General features: G+C 55.0%; 16 protein-coding genes. 1 reads left to right on the forward strand and 15 read right to left on the reverse strand.

Features of this window, described 5'->3' with window-relative positions:
• Nucleotides 1-12 precede the first annotated feature (12 nt).
• The 5 genes from KUC_RS04235 to KUC_RS04255 all read right to left on the reverse strand — a co-directional run bounded on the left by KUC_RS04235 (nucleotide 13) and on the right by KUC_RS04255 (nucleotide 4,063).
• Nucleotides 13-1,851, reverse strand: coding sequence for a putative bifunctional diguanylate cyclase/phosphodiesterase (locus KUC_RS04235; RefSeq protein WP_007111863.1), 1,839 nt, complete (start codon nucleotides 1,849-1,851; stop codon nucleotides 13-15).
• A 9-nt stretch (nucleotides 1,852-1,860) separates the two neighbouring features.
• Nucleotides 1,861-2,532 (reverse strand): glutathione S-transferase, encoded by a 672-nt coding sequence (locus tag KUC_RS04240; protein WP_007111864.1) that lies wholly within the window; start codon nucleotides 2,530-2,532, stop codon nucleotides 1,861-1,863.
• Between the two features lie 185 nt (nucleotides 2,533-2,717).
• Nucleotides 2,718-3,293, reverse strand: a complete 576-nt coding sequence (locus KUC_RS04245) for an antibiotic biosynthesis monooxygenase (RefSeq protein WP_007111865.1) — start codon at nucleotides 3,291-3,293, stop codon at nucleotides 2,718-2,720.
• A gap of 127 nt (nucleotides 3,294-3,420) precedes the next feature.
• Nucleotides 3,421-3,828 (reverse strand): hypothetical protein, encoded by a 408-nt coding sequence (locus KUC_RS04250; protein WP_007111866.1) that lies wholly within the window; start codon nucleotides 3,826-3,828, stop codon nucleotides 3,421-3,423.
• Nucleotides 3,829-3,835: 7 nt separating this feature from the next.
• Complete coding sequence (locus KUC_RS04255) at nucleotides 3,836-4,063, reverse strand: DUF2835 family protein (protein WP_007111867.1); 228 nt, start codon at nucleotides 4,061-4,063, stop codon at nucleotides 3,836-3,838.
• 98 nt (nucleotides 4,064-4,161) lie between these two features.
• On the opposite strand from KUC_RS04255, the gene KUC_RS04260 reads away from it, so the two are divergent.
• Nucleotides 4,162-4,803 carry a putative metalloprotease CJM1_0395 family protein gene (locus KUC_RS04260; protein ID WP_007111868.1) on the forward strand — a complete coding sequence of 214 codons (642 nt, stop codon included), beginning with the start codon at nucleotides 4,162-4,164 and terminating at the stop codon, nucleotides 4,801-4,803.
• Here KUC_RS04260 and KUC_RS04265 read toward each other — a convergent pair.
• The 10 genes from KUC_RS04265 to KUC_RS04310 all read right to left on the reverse strand — a co-directional run bounded on the left by KUC_RS04265 (nucleotide 4,800) and on the right by KUC_RS04310 (nucleotide 17,737).
• The gene (locus KUC_RS04265) at nucleotides 4,800-6,605 is read right to left on the reverse strand and encodes a putative bifunctional diguanylate cyclase/phosphodiesterase (RefSeq protein ID WP_083825743.1); all 1,806 of its coding nucleotides are present in this window, start codon (nucleotides 6,603-6,605) and stop codon (nucleotides 4,800-4,802) included. The two genes, KUC_RS04260 and KUC_RS04265, sit on opposite strands and share 4 nt — an antisense overlap.
• 198 nt (nucleotides 6,606-6,803) lie before the next feature.
• The gene (locus tag KUC_RS04270) at nucleotides 6,804-8,756 is read right to left on the reverse strand and encodes a methyl-accepting chemotaxis protein (protein WP_007111870.1); all 1,953 of its coding nucleotides are present in this window, start codon (nucleotides 8,754-8,756) and stop codon (nucleotides 6,804-6,806) included.
• Nucleotides 8,757-8,999: 243 nt separating this feature from the next.
• A complete protein-coding gene (locus tag KUC_RS04275; RefSeq protein ID WP_007111871.1) occupies nucleotides 9,000-9,512 on the reverse strand; it encodes a C40 family peptidase in 513 nt (170 codons plus the stop codon).
• 68 nt (nucleotides 9,513-9,580) lie between these two features.
• Nucleotides 9,581-10,210, reverse strand: coding sequence for a histidine phosphatase family protein (locus KUC_RS04280; protein ID WP_007111872.1), 630 nt, complete (start codon nucleotides 10,208-10,210; stop codon nucleotides 9,581-9,583).
• A 49-nt stretch (nucleotides 10,211-10,259) separates the two neighbouring features.
• A complete protein-coding gene (gene phnE / locus KUC_RS04285) occupies nucleotides 10,260-11,075 on the reverse strand; it encodes a phosphonate ABC transporter, permease protein PhnE (protein WP_040479492.1) in 816 nt (271 codons plus the stop codon).
• A gap of 16 nt (nucleotides 11,076-11,091) precedes the next feature.
• On the reverse strand, nucleotides 11,092-11,925 hold the full coding sequence (gene phnE, locus KUC_RS04290) for a phosphonate ABC transporter, permease protein PhnE (protein WP_007111874.1): 834 nt from the start codon (nucleotides 11,923-11,925) through the stop codon (nucleotides 11,092-11,094).
• Nucleotides 11,922-12,770 (reverse strand): phosphonate ABC transporter ATP-binding protein, encoded by an 849-nt coding sequence (gene phnC, locus KUC_RS04295; protein WP_007111875.1) that lies wholly within the window; start codon nucleotides 12,768-12,770, stop codon nucleotides 11,922-11,924. Before phnC ends, phnE (KUC_RS04290) begins: the two co-directional genes overlap by 4 nt.
• A gap of 76 nt (nucleotides 12,771-12,846) precedes the next feature.
• Entirely contained in the window at nucleotides 12,847-13,812 is a 966-nt protein-coding gene (gene phnD / locus KUC_RS04300) for a phosphate/phosphite/phosphonate ABC transporter substrate-binding protein (protein ID WP_007111876.1), read from the reverse strand.
• A 104-nt stretch (nucleotides 13,813-13,916) separates the two neighbouring features.
• Nucleotides 13,917-15,659 (reverse strand): bifunctional diguanylate cyclase/phosphodiesterase, encoded by a 1,743-nt coding sequence (locus tag KUC_RS04305; protein WP_040479495.1) that lies wholly within the window; start codon nucleotides 15,657-15,659, stop codon nucleotides 13,917-13,919.
• Nucleotides 15,660-15,817: 158 nt separating this feature from the next.
• On the reverse strand, nucleotides 15,818-17,737 hold the full coding sequence (locus KUC_RS04310) for an alkaline phosphatase D family protein (RefSeq protein WP_007111878.1): 1,920 nt from the start codon (nucleotides 17,735-17,737) through the stop codon (nucleotides 15,818-15,820).
• Nucleotides 17,738-17,752 lie beyond the last annotated feature (15 nt).

Genomic DNA, 17,752 nt, shown 5'->3' on the forward strand with positions numbered 1-17,752 from the left:
AAAAGGGGTTTTTTAATAGCTCTCAAAAAGATACTCAATCGGTGTCGGACGACCAAATAGGTAGCCTTGATAACGGTAGCAGCCGTGGCCTCTTAACCAATCGAGCTGCTCTTTCTTCTCCACCCCTTCCGCGACCACGGTTAAGCCTAAACTCACCGCAAGCAGAATCGTGGTATCGACAATCGCTGCGTCTGTTTTATCGGTAAGCAGCTCGTGAATAAACGATTGATCAATTTTCAACTCATCTAGTGGCAAGCGCTTCAGATAACTAAGCGATGAGTAGCCCGTGCCAAAGTCATCCAATGCAAAACGAATCCCCTTAGCACGCAGTTTCAACATCGTGCTGCGCACCCGGATTGGCTCGCGCATCAACAGGCTCTCGGTCACCTCGAGCACCAACCGACTCGGCGGCGCCTGCGTTTCTGCTAACAGCGCCTCGACATCACGGACAAACTCCGGCTGCTGAAACTGCACTGAACTCACGTTGACGGAAATACTTAACGGGGCATAGGCCGGTTGATGCGACCACTTCGCTAGCTGCTCGCAGGCTGAACGCAGCACCCAGTAACCGATTGGCACAATCAGCCGGTTCTCTTCCGCTAGCGGAATAAACGATGCGGGGGAGACCCAACCACGCAAGGGATGGTACCAGCGCAGTAACGCCTCAACGCCGGTAGTCACGCCCTGATGGTCGACCTGCACTTGATAGTTCAGCGTCAGCTCGTTGCGCTCAAGCGCCTGATGCAAATCGGCTTCTAAACTAGCCCGTTCCAATACGGTGGTCTGCATCTCGGTGTTAAAAAAGCACAGCGTATTGCCTCCCGCACTTTTCGCCTGCTGCAGCGCCATGTCAGCCTGTTGCAGCACGCTATCCATGCTGTGCGTGCCCCCCCCAGTAAACAGCGAAATGCCAATACTGGCACTGATCGGTAACGAGTGGCTGTTTCTTAATTGCGCAATGGTTTCTAACAGTTGGCGCGACACACGCTCGGCTTTTAGCGCGGCGTTCGTCTGTTGCTCGCCCAGATTATTGATCAGCACAACAAACTCATCGCTACTAAAGCGGGCCAGCGTTACCTCTTCTTCAAGCCGATGGCGTAGCTGTTCAGCAACACTAATCAATAACTGATCACCACTCTCATGGCCCTGGATATCGTTCACTAAGCGGAAATTATCCAGATCGATAACCAAGACCGCGCTATAGGACTCGGCCCACTCATCATGCTCAATAGCAGCCGTTAAGGAGTCCATCAGCAACCGCCGGTTGGGCAGCCTTGTTAGCGAGTCATAGAAAGCCAGATAGTGGGTGCGTGACTGCATTTCGAGGTAGTCAGTCAGTTCGGTCGAAATACCGCACAGGGAAGGGGTCGCACCTGGCGACATGGAAAGCGGCATTTTAATCGATAAGAACGTCCTTACCCGGCTTTCGCCTTGCAAGACATTACTCTCCTCTACCGTTACTTTTTTTCCTGAATCCAATACCTGGCGATCAACCTGCTTGATTTCAGCGGCGCTCCCTGCGTCAAAAAACGCCTCATCGCGCTTGCCGATAATTTTGTCGGCGGGTAGACCAAATAGATCGCTAATACGACGATTAACGTATTGGTACTCTAAGGTCGGGGATTTGATATAAATAAACGCATCGACGCTATCCAGGATAGTCGCCAGCATCTCTTTATTGGTCTGTAGTAGCGCCCGGTTATGCTGCATACGCCGCTTAAGCAACAGAATGCCCAGCAGCGCCCAAAGGAGAAAAAGGAGCAGCAAGGCGATACTCCAACGCCCCAAGTAGTCGTCAATGCTGCCCAGCAGCTCCGCCGGGAGAGCTGCAGCTGATGCTAAATAGTACATAGTAGATGTTCACTGACCGGGCATGGTAAGCGGTCCCGCCCGCTCCACCACTCGTTGCCAAGCGGCGTCTTGCTCAATGCGTGATACAAAAGCGGCAATGGCAGGATATTTTTCCAGCGACTGTACGGCGGCTACCGCCTGTAGCGGGAAACTCATTTGAATATCAGCGCCACTGGGCCACGGCCCGGCAAAATTACCCTGCGCCGACAGATGTTGATTAATAAAGCTAAGATGCTGTTTAAGCTGCGGCGCTAAGAAGCGCTTACTTACCGTATCGCTAATCCCTTTAGCCAGTGGCTTAATCAGCCAGGGTGACTGTTTGGGAATTTGGCTAAACACAAGCTGCATCACTAGAAGTGGCATTAATGAGCCTTCGGCATAGTGCAGCCAATAGCGATAATCCACCCATGCACGCATATCATCAGACGAAGGCTGGCAGCGCCCCTGCCCATAGCGCTGCACGAGGTAATCAATGATTGCACCTGACTCAGCCACGGTCAGATCGCCATCGGTAATCACCGGAGACTTACCCAATGGATGGATTTTTTTCAGTGAGTCAGGCGCTTGCTGTGTTTTGCCATCGCGTTGGTAAACCACCAATTCGTAGTCCAGTTCAAGGGCTTCAAGTAGCCACAGTATGCGGTGCGAACGAGACTTTTCCAGATGGTGAACGTGGATCATAAATACTCCATGGGGCTGAGTTGTCCGCCAGCATTGCACTGGAGACACCTTCCTGTTCTATAGGCACATTTAGCTTAATACCATAAAGCCCATCATCATAGGAGCAAAAACCGTAGGTTAGTATCAACGCAACGCCGAACCCCATGGAAGCTCAAACGCAAACAACATTTATTAAGAACGATGCATCATGACCGCTGCGCGTGGCGCCAACGCGCCAGTAAATCCAGCGGTGACCACTTACCTTGCAGCCAGGGCGCTAGTAAACGCATGGAGAGCGGAATAAACACAAACACCATCACTGGTGTCAGCATTAGGGTACTCACCACCACCCGTGGCAGCAGTGCCCAATCGGCCAGTACGCCACCGAATGCAAACTGAAAGATCAACGAGATAGGAAAGAAAGCCAACCAGACGGCCACGGCCTGCTTCCAGCGCGGCGGTGCACTGGTACCGGTTTGAAACCACGCATCCAGCCCGGTAGCCCGGTGCTCATGAGGCGCTTCATACAAGCCCTTACCGCGCGCCAACCACGCATGGCGTGAGGCTGAGTGCTCCCAGGCGGCTAAGGTTTCACTGCTGCTAAAGCGGAATATAATCTGGTATTCATCGTCGTCAGCCGGTGGCGCCAATACGCCGGAGCCAAGGTAGCCAGTAAAATCGGCCGCCAACTCGCGCCCTTCGTTAAGCCAACGATTAAAATCGGCGTAGCGGCCGTGCTCAACGCGACGAGCCACCATCAATGTGACAGGTGAGGCAGACATGGTATATCTCCTAATGTGTCCACAGCCAGCGCCGGGTAGGCAGGCTGTTTGCTTTCAAGGGGGTAACCCTGAAAGTCGAATGGTCACATTATACAAGCAATGTTGATGCCATGTTGTGAATGTTGCGCTATGGCCGATAAAGCGGCGTGGGTTCACGCCCAGGAATAGGATGGGGACGCTCCCCGCGTTGGAAAGCGCATACGTGTATATAGATTTCCACCGCGCTACGAATGGCATCAGCCTCTTGGGGGTCGGGTTCTACTACCGGGCCGGTATACTCGCCTTCGCTGCGTAGCACGGCATCTATCTCGGCCCGGTAACGGCCCAGCAGATGCTCAAGATTCATCCGTATGCGATGAACCTCCAGCCCAAACGCCCGGCGCTGATCGGTGCGTTTCAGGATGTCCAACGGGTTCGAAGCAGCTTCGATCAAATTTTCTAGCGTAGCGAAAACTAACTTTTCAGCGCTGTTTAAATTGGGAATAATGGAATAAATGAGGTCATTTAAGGTGATCGATGTTCCATGGCGGTGCATAGGCAATTCAATGTCCGGTTAAGGGATTAATGCTAATAAATCGGCCCTGCTCAGAAAAACTTAATCGATAGATACCGTGCACGCCGTCACGATTCACCACTCGGCGGATCGCCTCAGCGGGAAATATCACCCAGCGACCATCCACGCTTCGGGTACGCACGTTGGCAATACGCCCTTCGTAATGGGCTAGGCACTCGTCGTAGTTCAGATTAATGACTACATCAATGGTTTGCATAGTGTTTACATCAGGTCGGCATCGTGCAAACTTGCACTCTCGGCATTGCTCGCTAATACTTCATGGTATCCCAACTCGTACTTAGTCGGTAATGACCTATGGCCGTTTCTTCCGTTAGCAACCTTTCCCTCGCTGCCTGGGCGCATCCTGCAGCCAACGCTATATCACCGCGCGTTGAGCAAGCCGCAAAGGGCCGTGCACTTGAAGAAGACACGGCATCTAGCGACGATACCGATGCGACAAGCACTAGCGAAGAGAGCAGCAGCGACACTGCTGGCCCCAAACGGGCTGATGGCACGCCCATGGCGCCGGAAGAGATTCAGTACTTAGATCAACTTAAACAGTCCGACCGCGAAGTACGCCAGCACGAGATGGCTCACCAAATAGCAGGCGGCGCCTATACGGGCGGCGCCAGCTACGAGTATGAAGTTGGCCCCGATGGCAAGCGCTATGCGGTCGCGGGCGAGGTGCCAATTGATTATGGCCCGGTGCCCAATGACCCCCAAGCGACTATCGAAAAAATGCAGACCGTGATCGCCGCCGCCATGGCGCCTGCGGATCCCTCACCAAAAGATTACCAAGTGGCCGCCCAGGCGCGTCAGTACCTATTGGAAGCCAAACTCGAAGCGTCCATGCAGCGCAGTGAAATGGAGCAAGCCCGTAGCGACGGTGCCACGGCGACATCATCCACTAATACGCCCTCCTCGAATGAATCCGCTGCTGATGAGCAAGCCGCTTAATTGCCCGACGCTGCGAGGGAGTTCCAATCTTCACGCCTAGGCCAATTCGCCAACCAAGCAGGTAGCGCCTCGGAGGGCATTGGGCGTGCAATGCCATATCCTTGGGCTAAGTCGCATCCTAGCGCCATCAATGCTTTGGCATGGTCTAAGGTTTCTACACCTTCCGCCAGCATGGGTCGCTGAAAGCGATTAGCCATGTAAATAACGCTCTCCACAATCGCCATATCATCCTGATCACTGAGCATATCGCGAACAAAGCTCTGGTCAATCTTGATCAGGCTGACCGGTAGCTGCCGCAGGTGGGTTAACGACGAAAACCCAGTACCAAAATCATCAATAGCGAAGCTCACTCCTAGTGTCTGGCAATGCGCCATATTTTGCAGTGCGGCCTGTATATCGTGCATCGCCGCACTTTCAAGCACTTCGAGTTTGAGCATCGCTGGCGGCACATTGGGATGGAGTGCCAATAGCTCGCCTAAACGTTGACTAAAATTACTCACTAACAGATGCGTAGGGCTTATATTCACATTAATTGGCAACGCGATGCCTTGAGCATGCCATTCAGTCAACTGACGCAACGCCTGCTCAATGACCCACTCGCCAAGATCTACTTCTAATGGTGTGTTATCGATAATGGGTAAAAACTGCCCAGGCGCAAGCAGGCCCTCTTCAGGGTGCTGCCAGCGAATCAGCGCCTCTAGGCCCACCACATTGCCACTACGCATATCGACCTGGGGTTGATAGTAAAGGCACATTTCGTGGTTATTGAGCGCATCGATAAAACGCTGACGCTGCTCATGGCGCACCTGCAGCAAGCGGTCATGGTTAGGGTCAAAAAAGTGAAAAGTATCGCGGCCACGCTGCTTAGCGCGGTACATCGCCTGATTGGCATGCCGTAACAGCACATCGCCCTGAACGTGATCATTCGGGTAGAGCGTCACCCCCAAGCTTGCCGTCAGATGAACACTCTGCCCGTCAATCATCATCGGCTGGCGAATAGAGGCTAACAGCTTCTCGAAAAAATCGTCGTCGATTCCATGGTGGAGTAGCAGCACAAACTCGTCGCCCCCCACCCGTGCCAGCACATCATCGCCAAACAGCAGATGGCTTATCCGCTGCGAAAAAGAAGACAGCAACGCATCACCTACGGTGGAGCCCAGCCGGTCATTAATATTTTTGAAAAAATCGATATCCAGCGAGCACACCGCCAAGGGGAGCTGCTTAGCGTCTGCATGCTGCATGGACTCTTGAATTAATTGTGTTAGCAGCTGCAGGTTGGGTAGCCCCGTAAGGGCATCAAAGTAAACTTCTCGATTAAGGTGGCGGGCATGGGCCGGAATGGCCGAAAGGTCAGCAAGCACAATCACATGGTGATCAATCTCGCCGTGCTCGTTACGCACGCGATTAATCGACATCATCCCCGGATAAAATTGGCCATCGTGGCTTCGGTAGCTCACCTGGCTTTTGCTACGGTCACGCAGTTGCAGCTCTTCCCGCATCAATCGTGTGGTGCGGCTATCGTCCAGCGGTAAAATACTGAACGCTTCTGGCGTTTTGCCCTGTACATTGTCCTGCGTAATCCCCGTTAACTCACAAAAAGCAGGGTTCACCTCCACCACCCGATTTTCCGCATCGGTAATAATGATCGCTTCATTGGCGTAGCAAAATACCGATTCAGCTGGAGACGCTGTCTGGTCGATGGATGCTGTTGGCATCGCGTTCGCACGGGGCAGTGAAGGTGTTGGCTGGGAGTGCTGTTGAGACAAAGACTGTTCCTTCGATAAATTCAAGGATTCATGCATACGTCTTTGCTCTCCTCGTCGTTGTTATAGAGCCATCGCCATCGAGCCGTCGCTATATAAGAGTCGTTATTATGAAGGTAATAGTATTGCTAGCCATACTAACACCCTATGCCGGCGAAGGTACTTTGCGCTACAAAGTACCTTATCGGCTGACGAGGTAATAAGTTAAAGGGCTTCCGTAATACAATGGCAGGCAAGCTACGCGTGAGAGAGTGCTAAACGGTTGTCGGCCAGACTGCTATCACGCACCTGATAATCGCTCACTTTGCTGGTCATATCATCCGCTTGCTCATCGAGGGAGCGGCTCGCTGCCGCCATTTCTTCAACCAAGGCAGCATTTTGCTGGGTCACGTCTTCCAACTGGGCCATGGCACGGTTAATTTGCTCAATCCCAGCCGACTGTTCATGGGTAGCCGACGCCATTTCATCGACCACGCTGGCCATTTTCTCCACGCCTTGGGCGATCCGCCCTAGAGTATCGTTAGTCGAAGAGACCAAGTTCTCGCCTTCGGAAATTTTAGCTGCATTATTGTCGATCAATTGACGAATCTGACTGGCTTCCTGAGCACTGCGGCTAGCTAATTTACGTACTTCATCGGCGACCACCGCAAAACCACGCCCATGTTCTCCCGCTCTCGCTGCTTCAACCGAGGCGTTAAGCGCCAGTAAATTGGTTTGGAAGGCAATATTATCAATGGTCGCCACAATGCTGTTCACTTGCTCGTTGGCTTGCAGGATAAGCTGCATAGCCTGCTGAGCTTGTGACGCTATTTGGGTGGCTTCTTTCGCTTGGTGAGCCACATCACCGGTCATTTGCTGGGCTTGCTGCGCGTTTTCAGCGCTCTGGCGTACCGTCGCGGTGATTTGCTCCATACTCGACGCGGTTTGGACCAGCGAGGCGGACTGCTCTTCGGTTCGTTGCGCAAGATCTTGATTACCCTGCGCCATCTGATTGCTGGCCACTGCCACCGACTGTGCATTGCGCTTCACATCAGCCACCAGCGCTTCAGTCACCGCCGACGACTCATTGAACGCCAAGTACAGCTGTGACAACTCATCGCTACCAGGTATTGCCAGGCGTTGCGTTAAATCGTTACCTCGGTTCGCGATGCTAGTCAGCGCTTGGTTGAGCGGTTGAGTAATCGCACGCACCATCACCGCGGCAGCGATAATCGCCATCAAACTGGCCGCCAGTGCAATCACCGCATACTGCCAAAGCGCCCATTGCGCCGCCTTGCGCAGCACCAGGGTCTCGCTCACTACAGCATCTACGATACGATCTTCCAAAGCTTTCAGACGGCCAATTTTTACCGTCTGCCACTCGAACCACTGCTCTGAACTCACCCCATAGCCACCCTCTTCGGCTTGGCTAATGGCCAGTTCGCGACGCGCCAGCAGGCGTTCGATTTCTGGCCCGCTTAAAGCTTGCTCGAGTTGCTCGCGCCCCTCATTACCGGCCAAACTGCGGAAGCTATCCAAATATGCCTGCTCTTTGCCGATCAGCGTCAAAAAGCGCTGCAGCATAGCAGGAGCCATGCCGTCGGCTGAAAATGCATTGGCTAGCAGCGCCCGCTCAATTCCCGCCAAATCTTTGGCTTCCAGGAGCTGTTCGTAGGCGTTTAGCTGGCGCGCTATGTCCCCTTCGCTAGTCAGATGCGACAACGTACCGACAAAAGCCATTAGTCGACCATTGATACCAGTGTAGTGACTTAGCGCATCGTCCATAGCAACTTCAAGGTCATCGACTCGCTGGCGCATCTGCGCCTGGCGCTGCCATTGCGTATCAATATCGTTGAGTTGTTGTGTTACAGCGGGGGTCAGCAGCGCTTGATCCAGTTCATCGCGTTGGGCTTGAAAAGCTTCTGCAGCAGCATCTGTGTTGGGTCGCTGTTCACTTAGCCGGTTGCCAAACGCTTCACCTTCGCTGCCCAGAAAGCCAGCGGTCATGCCCCGTTCAAGCTGCATTTGGTGCACGGCATCACCGGCACGTTGGGCCAGTTGAGTCAAGGCGTGAAGACGATCAAACTCCTGCACCGTCGCGCGCCGTTCCATAACGCCTTGAGCGGAAAACCACGCAAGGGCAAGTAGCGGAAGCAGTAATACACAGGCAAATTTAAAGCGCATCGACATGCGGTTAACGATAGTTTTCATAGCTTAGCCTCAAACAAATAGCGTCGTTGGGGTAAGCGGCGTGCCCGAATATTATTGTCCGCATCAACTGACGCGTTTAGCTAAGTCTGACGAACTCTGCCGTGTAGTCAAATACGCTTAATTTTAGTGGATAAAATAATGACAAGCGGCGCGAGTATAGGACGTTTGGGGGGCACCATATTGATTCAGGTCATAAAGCCTGACGGATTTTCAGGCCTAACACCCAACTGAGTTGAGCGCCCCTTAAGGCGCTGGACTGGCAGCACCCAAAAAGCGCGCCTGCCAGTAATCGATCTCTAGCGGCACGCTGACAACTGCACGGCCATTGCCAGGCGCATGTATCATTTGGCCGTTGCCACGATAAATCCCTACATGGGTAGCTTTGCGGCGCTCGCCAAAGAAAAGCAGATCACCGGGGCGTGGAGCCTTCACCTGTGGCAAGGCGCGAAACTGCTCATCGGCGGTACGCGGAACGCGAATACCCGCCGCCCGGTAGGTCATTTCTACTAACCCAGAGCAGTCCAGACCATCGGGCGTATTTCCCCCAAAGCGATACGGTGTGCCAATGGCCTGCTGGGCATGGGAGAGAATCAGCGCACGCTCCATTGAGAGTCCTGCGCGGTTAGGCGGTGCCTCAATAGGGGTAAGATCACGGCTGGCGCAGCCCGCTAACACCAATAGTAACAAGCAGGCAAGCAGCCACCTTCCAAAAGGTGCCAACCCAGTAGGTAGAGACCACAAACGAACCAATAGCATGGGCAGCAGCCGCTCCGATAAACCAACGTGCCTTTATAATGGCCCAAAGCCTACCTAGCCGCCAATGGTTAGCGGCCGATCCACTCGACAAAGCTGGTTTCACCCAGCGCATGACGCTCATGGCGCACCCGGCTCATTGCCGCGTAGGGTAAATCCATTGCCAATACCCGCGAAAGCGGCTGCTCAATCACCTGGCGCAGCAGGCCATTGCAGACAAATAGATGGGCCACTACCAGCACATGCTTGCCCGGCGGATTGCTTAACAACTGCTGCCAGGCCCCGGCCAATCGTGCGTCAAAGGCTTGCAGGGTTTCGCCACCGGGCGGAGACACCGCAGCGGGGTCGTGCCAAAACGCACTCATTCGCCCAGTGCCCTCTTCGGCAAACACCTGGGCATGGGTTCTGCCCTCCCAACGCCCCAGATGCAGCTCGGCAAAATCCTCTTCCACCTGAACCGGCAGATCAAACTCTTCACCCAGCCATAGGGCGAATTCGCGGCAGCGCGTTAATGGCGAAGTGACAATCGCATCGTAGGGTAAATGCCCCTCTACGGTTTGGCGCATCACTGCATCGGTGACCTGCTGCCAGCCGGTTTCACTAAGCGGGTGGTCGGTAGAGCCGCGCAGCATACGCCCGCCCACCGGCTCACCGTGGCGCAATAAATCTATCGTTGTTTGTTCGGCTTCAGGAAAGCGCATAGGGGTAACCTCGCCGATCTAGGCAGTTTGCAGATTAGGAAGCCGATGATTAGATAATCGCGTGGCGCACCCGCGCGGAGATCCACTCCGACACCAGCACAGTGGCAAAAATCATGATAAAAATAACGCTGACCTGATCCCAGGCGAGGCTGTTGATCGAGGCATTCAACTGCAGACCGATACCACCGGCCCCGACCAATCCCAATACCGTGGATTCGCGGATATTAATGTCCCAGCGGTAGACGCTAATGCCGGCAAAGGCGGGCATAACCTGCGGTAACACGCCGTAGTTCATCACCTGCATACGGCTCGCGCCGGTCGCGCTAATCGCCTCAACGGGGGTGGGGTGAATCTCTTCAATCGCTTCGTACAGCAGCTTGCCCACAAAGCCGATGGAGCGCAGGGCGATAGCGATAATCCCCGCCAGTACGCCGGGGCCAAGAATGGTCACCAGCAGCATTGCCCAAATCAGCGAGTTAATCGAGCGCGACGAGACAATCACCATCAGCGCCACGCTTCGAACCAGTGGGTGCGGCGTGGTATTACGAGCAGCCAAAAACGCTACCGGAAATGCCATCATGACGCCGATGACAGTGCCCAGCGTTGCAATGTTAAGCGTGTCCCACATGGGCTTCCACAGCACATTGGCATACTCCCAACGCGGCGGCATCATGCGACTAATTAAGTCACTGCCCTGGCGGCCAGCATCCTCGACGAACACCCACATGGTATTGTCGGAGATTAACTTCCAACACAGTAGAAATAGGCTGACACCCGCTAGCCACGCCAGGTACTGCAACCATTGCGCGCGCGTGGTGCGCCGTCGCCAAACCGGCAGACCCTGTGATGTAAATGAAACAGGCATTTAATGTCTCCAAAAATTACTGGGTCCAGCGACGGACATGGCTTGAGCTGTACTCGCACAGCAGCACGATGGCGATGATGATCAGCAGAATCGCCGCAGAGGTATCGTACTCATAGCGGCTTAGCGAAGTGTTCAGCGTAGCGCCGATACCGCCCGCCCCGACAATGCCAATCACCGCCGACTCGCGGAAATTAATATCCAGCCGATAAACCGAAAGACCGATCAAGCGCGGCATGACCTGTGGCTGAACCGCTTGGTTAATGATTTGCAGCCAGCCTGCGCCGGTTGCGCGTACGGCCTCAACCTGACGCCAATCCAAGTCTTCAATGTCTTCCGCCAGCAGCTTGGCCATAAAGCCAATCGTCGCAAAGGCCAGCGTGATCATGCCCGCCAGCGGCCCAAAGCCGAACATCACCACAAATAAAATCGCGATGATGATCTCTTGAAACGTGCGTGAAACGGCAATAATGGCGCGGCAGATTAAGTAGATCGGTAAGGGTGAAATATTACGCGCTGCGCCCAGGCCAACCGGTATCGCGAGCAGCACACCCACAACCGTAGAGGTGAGCGTCATGGTTAAACTTTCCATCAACCCCGCGACAATATCGTCGTAACGGCTGATAAAATCGGGCTGCATAAAGGCGCCCAAAAAATTCACCGCCCGCGCTGACCCTTCGGCAACCCGCGCCCAGTTAACCTCTACCGAGGCAAGCGCTAAAAAGAGATACACCACCGCGCCGATAGCGAGCCCCCAGCGCAGGCGTGGATTTTCGATCACCGCTAGACGCCGCCACTGGCCACGCCGCGCTGCCTGCTGCCGCCGTTCGGCCAATGTATCCGCTGTGTTCATCGTGCGCCTCCCGTCGCTAAAGCGGGCATTACCTCATGCGACGTCGAACGCACTACGGCGGGTTGCTCTTCTTCGTCTTCTTCCATCGGTTCGGGCGTGGTATCCCAATCTTCTTCACCATAAATCGTGGTGAGTATCTCGCTCGTTAATTCGCTCGGCTGACCGTCAAAGACGATTTCACCCGCCCGCAGGCCGACGATACGATCCGCAAACTGCTTCGCCAACGCTACGTCATGAATATTGATGATCGCCGCCAGGTCTCGCTCTGCGCACAGCTCGCGAATCAGGCGCATAATCTGGCGCGAGGTTTTTGGATCCAGGCTGGCTGTCGGTTCATCTACTAGCAGTAACTTGGGGCTTTGCAACAGCGCGCGAGCAATCCCCACCCGCTGCCGCTGCCCGCCTGATAGCGCATCGGCACGCTTATCAAGCGCATGGGGGAGGCCTACTCTTTCTAGTAACCGGAATGCTTCAACCACGGCTTCCTGCGGGTAGCGACGTAAAAAGCTGCGCCAAAAACCGACATAGCCGAGCTGCCCTGACAGCACGTTTTCCATCACGGTGAGCCGATCGACCAGCGCGTACTCCTGAAAAATCATGCCCATCGAGCGGCGCGCATGACGCAGCTTCTGGCCTGAAAGCTTGGTGAGCTCAATGTCTTCCAGGCGAATGCTGCCCTGGGTAGGTTCAACCAACCGGTTCACACAGCGAATCAGCGTGCTTTTACCCGCGCCCGATGGCCCAATCAGCGCCATGACTTGGCCTTTGGGCAGCGTGAGTTCAATATCCGTCAGCGCTCGATCCCCGGTGGGGTAGCGCTTGCCTACGCCACTTAGTGTCAACATCGTTCCACCTCATATGTATAGCGAAACGGCCAGAAGGTGAGCCCTCCTGGCCGAATAAAACGCGTTGGCTAATCGATTAATCGCAGTCGTACGTCACGCCTGTGGCATCCGCGATGGTACGAATGACCGACCAATTTTCCTCGTAGGAGATCGGAATGAACTGTGACTCACCGGAGTTAGCAAATTCCGCTTCGAGAGGAGTACCTTCCCAGTCATAGCTGAAGAACGCGTCCTGGATGCTCTCGGCAAGCTCAGGCTTCAGGTTGTGGGCCAAACCGTAAGCCGTGGTGGGGAAGGTTTCTGAGGTATAGATAATCTCGTAGTCACCTTCATTAACGACACCACGAGCAATCATCCGAGTGCCAACAGAGTTGGCAATAGCTGCGGCTTCGTAATCTTTGTTCACTACACCGAGAATGGAATTATCGTGAGAGCCTGAGAACGCGGTGCTGTAATCTTTATCGGCTTCTAGCCCATACTCTGAGAGCAATAGTGCAGAAGGCGCGCGGAAACCAGAATTTGAGGTTTCAGCGGTAAAGGCCATCTGACGCCCTGCGAGATCTTCAACCGACGCGATACCGCTACCGGGATAAGTGATGATCTCCATTTCGTAACCAAAGCTACCGTCGTCAGAAGCCATCATGGCAAACGGGCGGAAGCCACCGCAGTTAACGGCCACAGGCGTGCTGCCGGTATTAAACCCGGCGACATGCAAACGACCCGCGCGTAGCGCTTCCAACTGTGCAGCGTTGGACTGAACCGGGAAGAACTGCACCTCTTTGCCAGTGGCTTCGCTAAGATGTTCTAAAAAGTCAGACCAGACACCAGCGTAAACCGCAGGATCTTCAACCGGGGTATAGGCAAACACCAAGGTATCGGGGTCGGCCCACTGAGACTCATCGCTAGGCGCATCGGCGACCATATCGCCATCGTTATCCACATAGCGCGATGAGAGGTCTGCTGAGGCGTTCACCGCGACCAAGGCGAAGGCACTAGTAACGGCGGCGCTAATTAACGTGCGGGAGAGAGATAATGTCTGCATGGGTCACCTGTAGCGTTATTAGAAGATGGAAACATCCTGACGGCTTCAAGTGACAGAAATAGGGCACTTATGTGACCACTTCGTGACGTTTTGACGAAGGGATATTAGGCTTCATGACCGCGGCGCTCCACAAACAGACTGTTGCCAGGGATCTTTTTGGCCTGGTGCTTCAATTCAGAAAGCTCGCCCGCGATATCCAACGATTGACAGCTGGTCGTATCGGGGATGGGTTTCACCGCGATCGAGACGCTAACAAAGGGGAAAAACGTCAGCCTATTCTGGCGGCTTTCAATTTGAATCCCGCCCTGAAGGCGGTCGGCCTCTTCATAGAAGCCCGGCGCCATCACCTCGAATGAGTGCAAAATTTGCTGGCAGACACTCTCCCAATGGCCGAGCGGTAACAGCATCATAAAATCGTCACCGCCAATATGGCCGATAAAGCCTCCGACACTGTCTACCTGCGCTTGAAGTAATCGTGATAGCGAAATGATGATGTGATCGCCGCGGGCGTAGCCGTAGGCATCGTTAAAGGCTTTAAAGTTATCCAGATCAACGTAGGCCGCAGCAAACCCCTGCCCAGTGGACAAATAGGTCGCCAGGGTTTCATTGATCAGAATATTGCCCGGCAGGCCGGTCAGCGGATTGGCATGGCGCGCTTGGCGTACCTGGATGGCGGTAATTTCGCGCAAAAGATCAACGATATTGCCCATCCCCAGGTAGTCACCGTTGGCGTTAACAATGACAAAATCTTCCTGCTCAATATCCCGGCTATCGGTCAGTTGCTGGCTCAAAATCTCCAGCGGCGTATCCGCTTCCGCCACCAGCATACGTGCGTCAGCAACGTCCAGAACGCGGCGCTTGGCATACAGCGAGTGACTATAGGGATTGGTAAACAGGGTTAAAAACGCATTACGACGCACCACCGCCACGGGCTTACCATTTTCTAGCACGGCCACGCAGCGCAAGCTGGGCTGTTGGCGAAACCGTTCGGAGATAGACGGCACCGCGCAATCCGTCGTTATAGCGTCAATCGCCCGTAAAATAGACCGCGCGGTGCGCCCTGCGGGGCTTTTTAGATGCGTGGTGGCGGGCAGCAGCATATTGAGTTCTAACGGCGGCTGCTGGCTGGGCCGGGCGAAGTAGAAGCCTTGCAGCAGCGCCAGCCCGCGATCGAGCTCCCACAGGCAAAGATGCTCAGCGGCGGTCTCCACGCCTTCGGCAATCACCTGGCAGTCCAGACTACGGGCTACATCAAGAATCGAGCGCAGAAATTCTCGCTTGGCCGGCTCCTGGTCGATCCCGGAGATAAAGTGGCGGTCGAGCTTAACGAAATCAGGGCGTAGCTCAGACCAGTGGCGCAGGCTTGAGTGCCCGGCGCCAAGATCATCCAGCGCCACCTGGAAGCCCATGGTGCGGTAGTGATCCACCGCCTGGCGCATTAGCTCGTAGTCATGGATCGGCACATGTTCGGTGAGCTCAATCACCACCCGCTCTGGAGGCAAACCGCTGTCACGAATAAACCCCAGCGTTAAGCCTTCGCGGAAATCGCGCTCGACAATGGTTAGCGGCATCACGTTAAGAAACAGCAGACCGGGCAGATCGAGCTCTGCAAAACGCTGTATTGCCAGGCGCCGGCAAAGCAAATCTAACTCGACTAACTTGCCTGCCTGGGTAGCTACCTCAAACAGCCGTAACGGCGAGTGCAGCGGCGACGTTTTAGGCCCACGTATCAGCGCTTCGTAACCATAAATCGCCCGTTGGCTGGCATCCACAATGGGTTGAAAGAGCACGTGCAGCTCTTCTGCCGCAATAATCTGGTTAAGCCACTGCCCTTCTTGTGCGGTCATTTGCCTGCTGCCCTCTTCTGCCACTCTAGTAACCCTCGGTGGTGCCGATGATGTGTCACCTTCCCTGGAGGTTGTTGATAAGCTGCAAGCGTGCGTCATTTTTATGACGCTATCATGACAATCATCAAGGGCATCAAGCAGTTGGCGCTAAACGGCGATCAAGAGAGAGGTTTTTCGGGGGCTGGAAACACCACTTCGCTGCCGTCGGCGTCAAGCTGACGGATATCGATAGGCCGGCCTTTCTCGTCAAGGGTTACCAAGCCAATACCGCTGGCGTTCCACAGCCGCTCACCGGCGCTGGCGCGATCCGGGTCGCGGGGGTGAACGCTTAGCTTACGGCGCTTGGTAAATATATTGAGAGGCGACCAAGGGGCGTAGAGCCAGCGGTTGAGGCGGTCAAAGGTGTTGAGCAGGTTTTTGGGGAAGGTATTTTTGATCCCGCTCGAGGTAATTTGCCACAGGTGGGGCGCGCGGCGCTGATGGCGAACCACAATGTCGTAAACAAACGAGTAGTGCACATCCCCAGACAAAATCACATAGTTGCCGGGGGTTTTGGAGTGCCGCCAAATCTGCAGCAGCGTATTGGCGGCTCCGCGGTGGGCCATCCAGTTTTCGGCATCCACCACTAGCGGCTTCCCCACCGCGGTAAACAGTTTTTGGATGGCTTCAATCAACTTGACGCCGAACATTGGCGCTGGAGAGACAATCACCGCGCTCTTAGCGCCCATCAGCGCCTGCTGCATCTCCATTAGCGCCTCCCAGTCCATCAAGCCCGAAGGCCGATGCGGGCTGCGTTCACTGCGCCAGCGGCGGGTGCGGGTATCCAGCACAATCAGCGCGGGGGTGCCCGGCACCTGAAACTCCCAGCCCTGAAAACGCAGCAGCCGTTCAATTAGCCCATCCTGCTCAGCGCAGACTAGCGGTTGGTCGCCATCACCCATCAGCGTCGAGGCGTGGTGGACTAACGGATTCATTTTATCCGGGTCATTACCCCAGGCTTGGCAGAGCAGATAGGCCACCAGGGCGTTACCGATAATGCGTTTAGAGAACGGGTGGCCGTAGGCGGCACGCTCCCAATCGGCGGTTAGGTTCCAGTCGTCGGTAACATCGTGGTCGTCAAAAATCATCAGGCTGGGCAGGTGTGCCATCAGTCGCGCGCACTGGGGCAAGCCGTCAACAAAGGTATCGATCACCGCCTGCTCCTGACGATACAGCTCGGCGTCTTTTTCATCCAAGGCAGGCGGCGTTGGCGCAATCACTTGCCAGGGCGTCGGCGACCACACCAGGCAGTACATGGCGAGCATTTCGGCCAGCGTCATCAAATGGTTATGGGCATTCGCCGAGGTAAACACCGGCTTTTTGACACCGCCGAAAAAGCGTTCTCGCAGGGCCGCGTTGCTGGTCACATCAGGCAGCAGCTGTGCACGCCGGTAGTAGCTATCAGGCGACTGATAAAGCGCCTGACTATCATCGACTGTAGCGCCTTCCAGCCACTCATCTACCAGCCCTAGCCGTTCAATCAGCGCATGCACGGCGCGCAGCATTGGCCCGGCCACGTCATCGGCGTAGACCTGGTCACCGGTCATCAACAGCCAGGCGGGCCATTCGGTGGGCGCAGACTGCTGTTCGGCAAGCCAGCTATCGGCGCGCACCAGCCCGTCGGCACTATCGTGATGGGGCTTGCGGCAGGAGCCGTGCATCAGACGGTGATGGCGCGAGGCAATCACAAAAGCGGGATACGCAGCGACGTCATAGCACAGCCACGGCGCCCATTCGGGCAGAGAGCGCCATTCGCCCTGCTGGGATTCCACCTGCAGGTCGTATTCAATGCGTTCGTCACAGGGCAGCGCTGATTCAAGCTCGCAATCGATCAGGTAAATAAATGCGCGTTCACCGATAGCGATGCATTGCTGGTGGTGCGCCAAACCAATCGTTTGGCTATCGATGCGCCCTGGGCGCAGCACCAAGGCCATGTTCAGCGGCCGGGTGGCGACCAGCCAAAGCACCAAACGGGTAGTGCTGATGCGTCTTAACAGGGGGCCGGCGACTATATCGGGCAGTGTATCTGTGCCATTCATTCGATGCGGTCTCCA

Source organism: Vreelandella boliviensis LC1 (assembly GCF_000236035.1).
Lineage (GTDB): Bacteria > Pseudomonadota > Gammaproteobacteria > Pseudomonadales > Halomonadaceae > Vreelandella > Vreelandella boliviensis.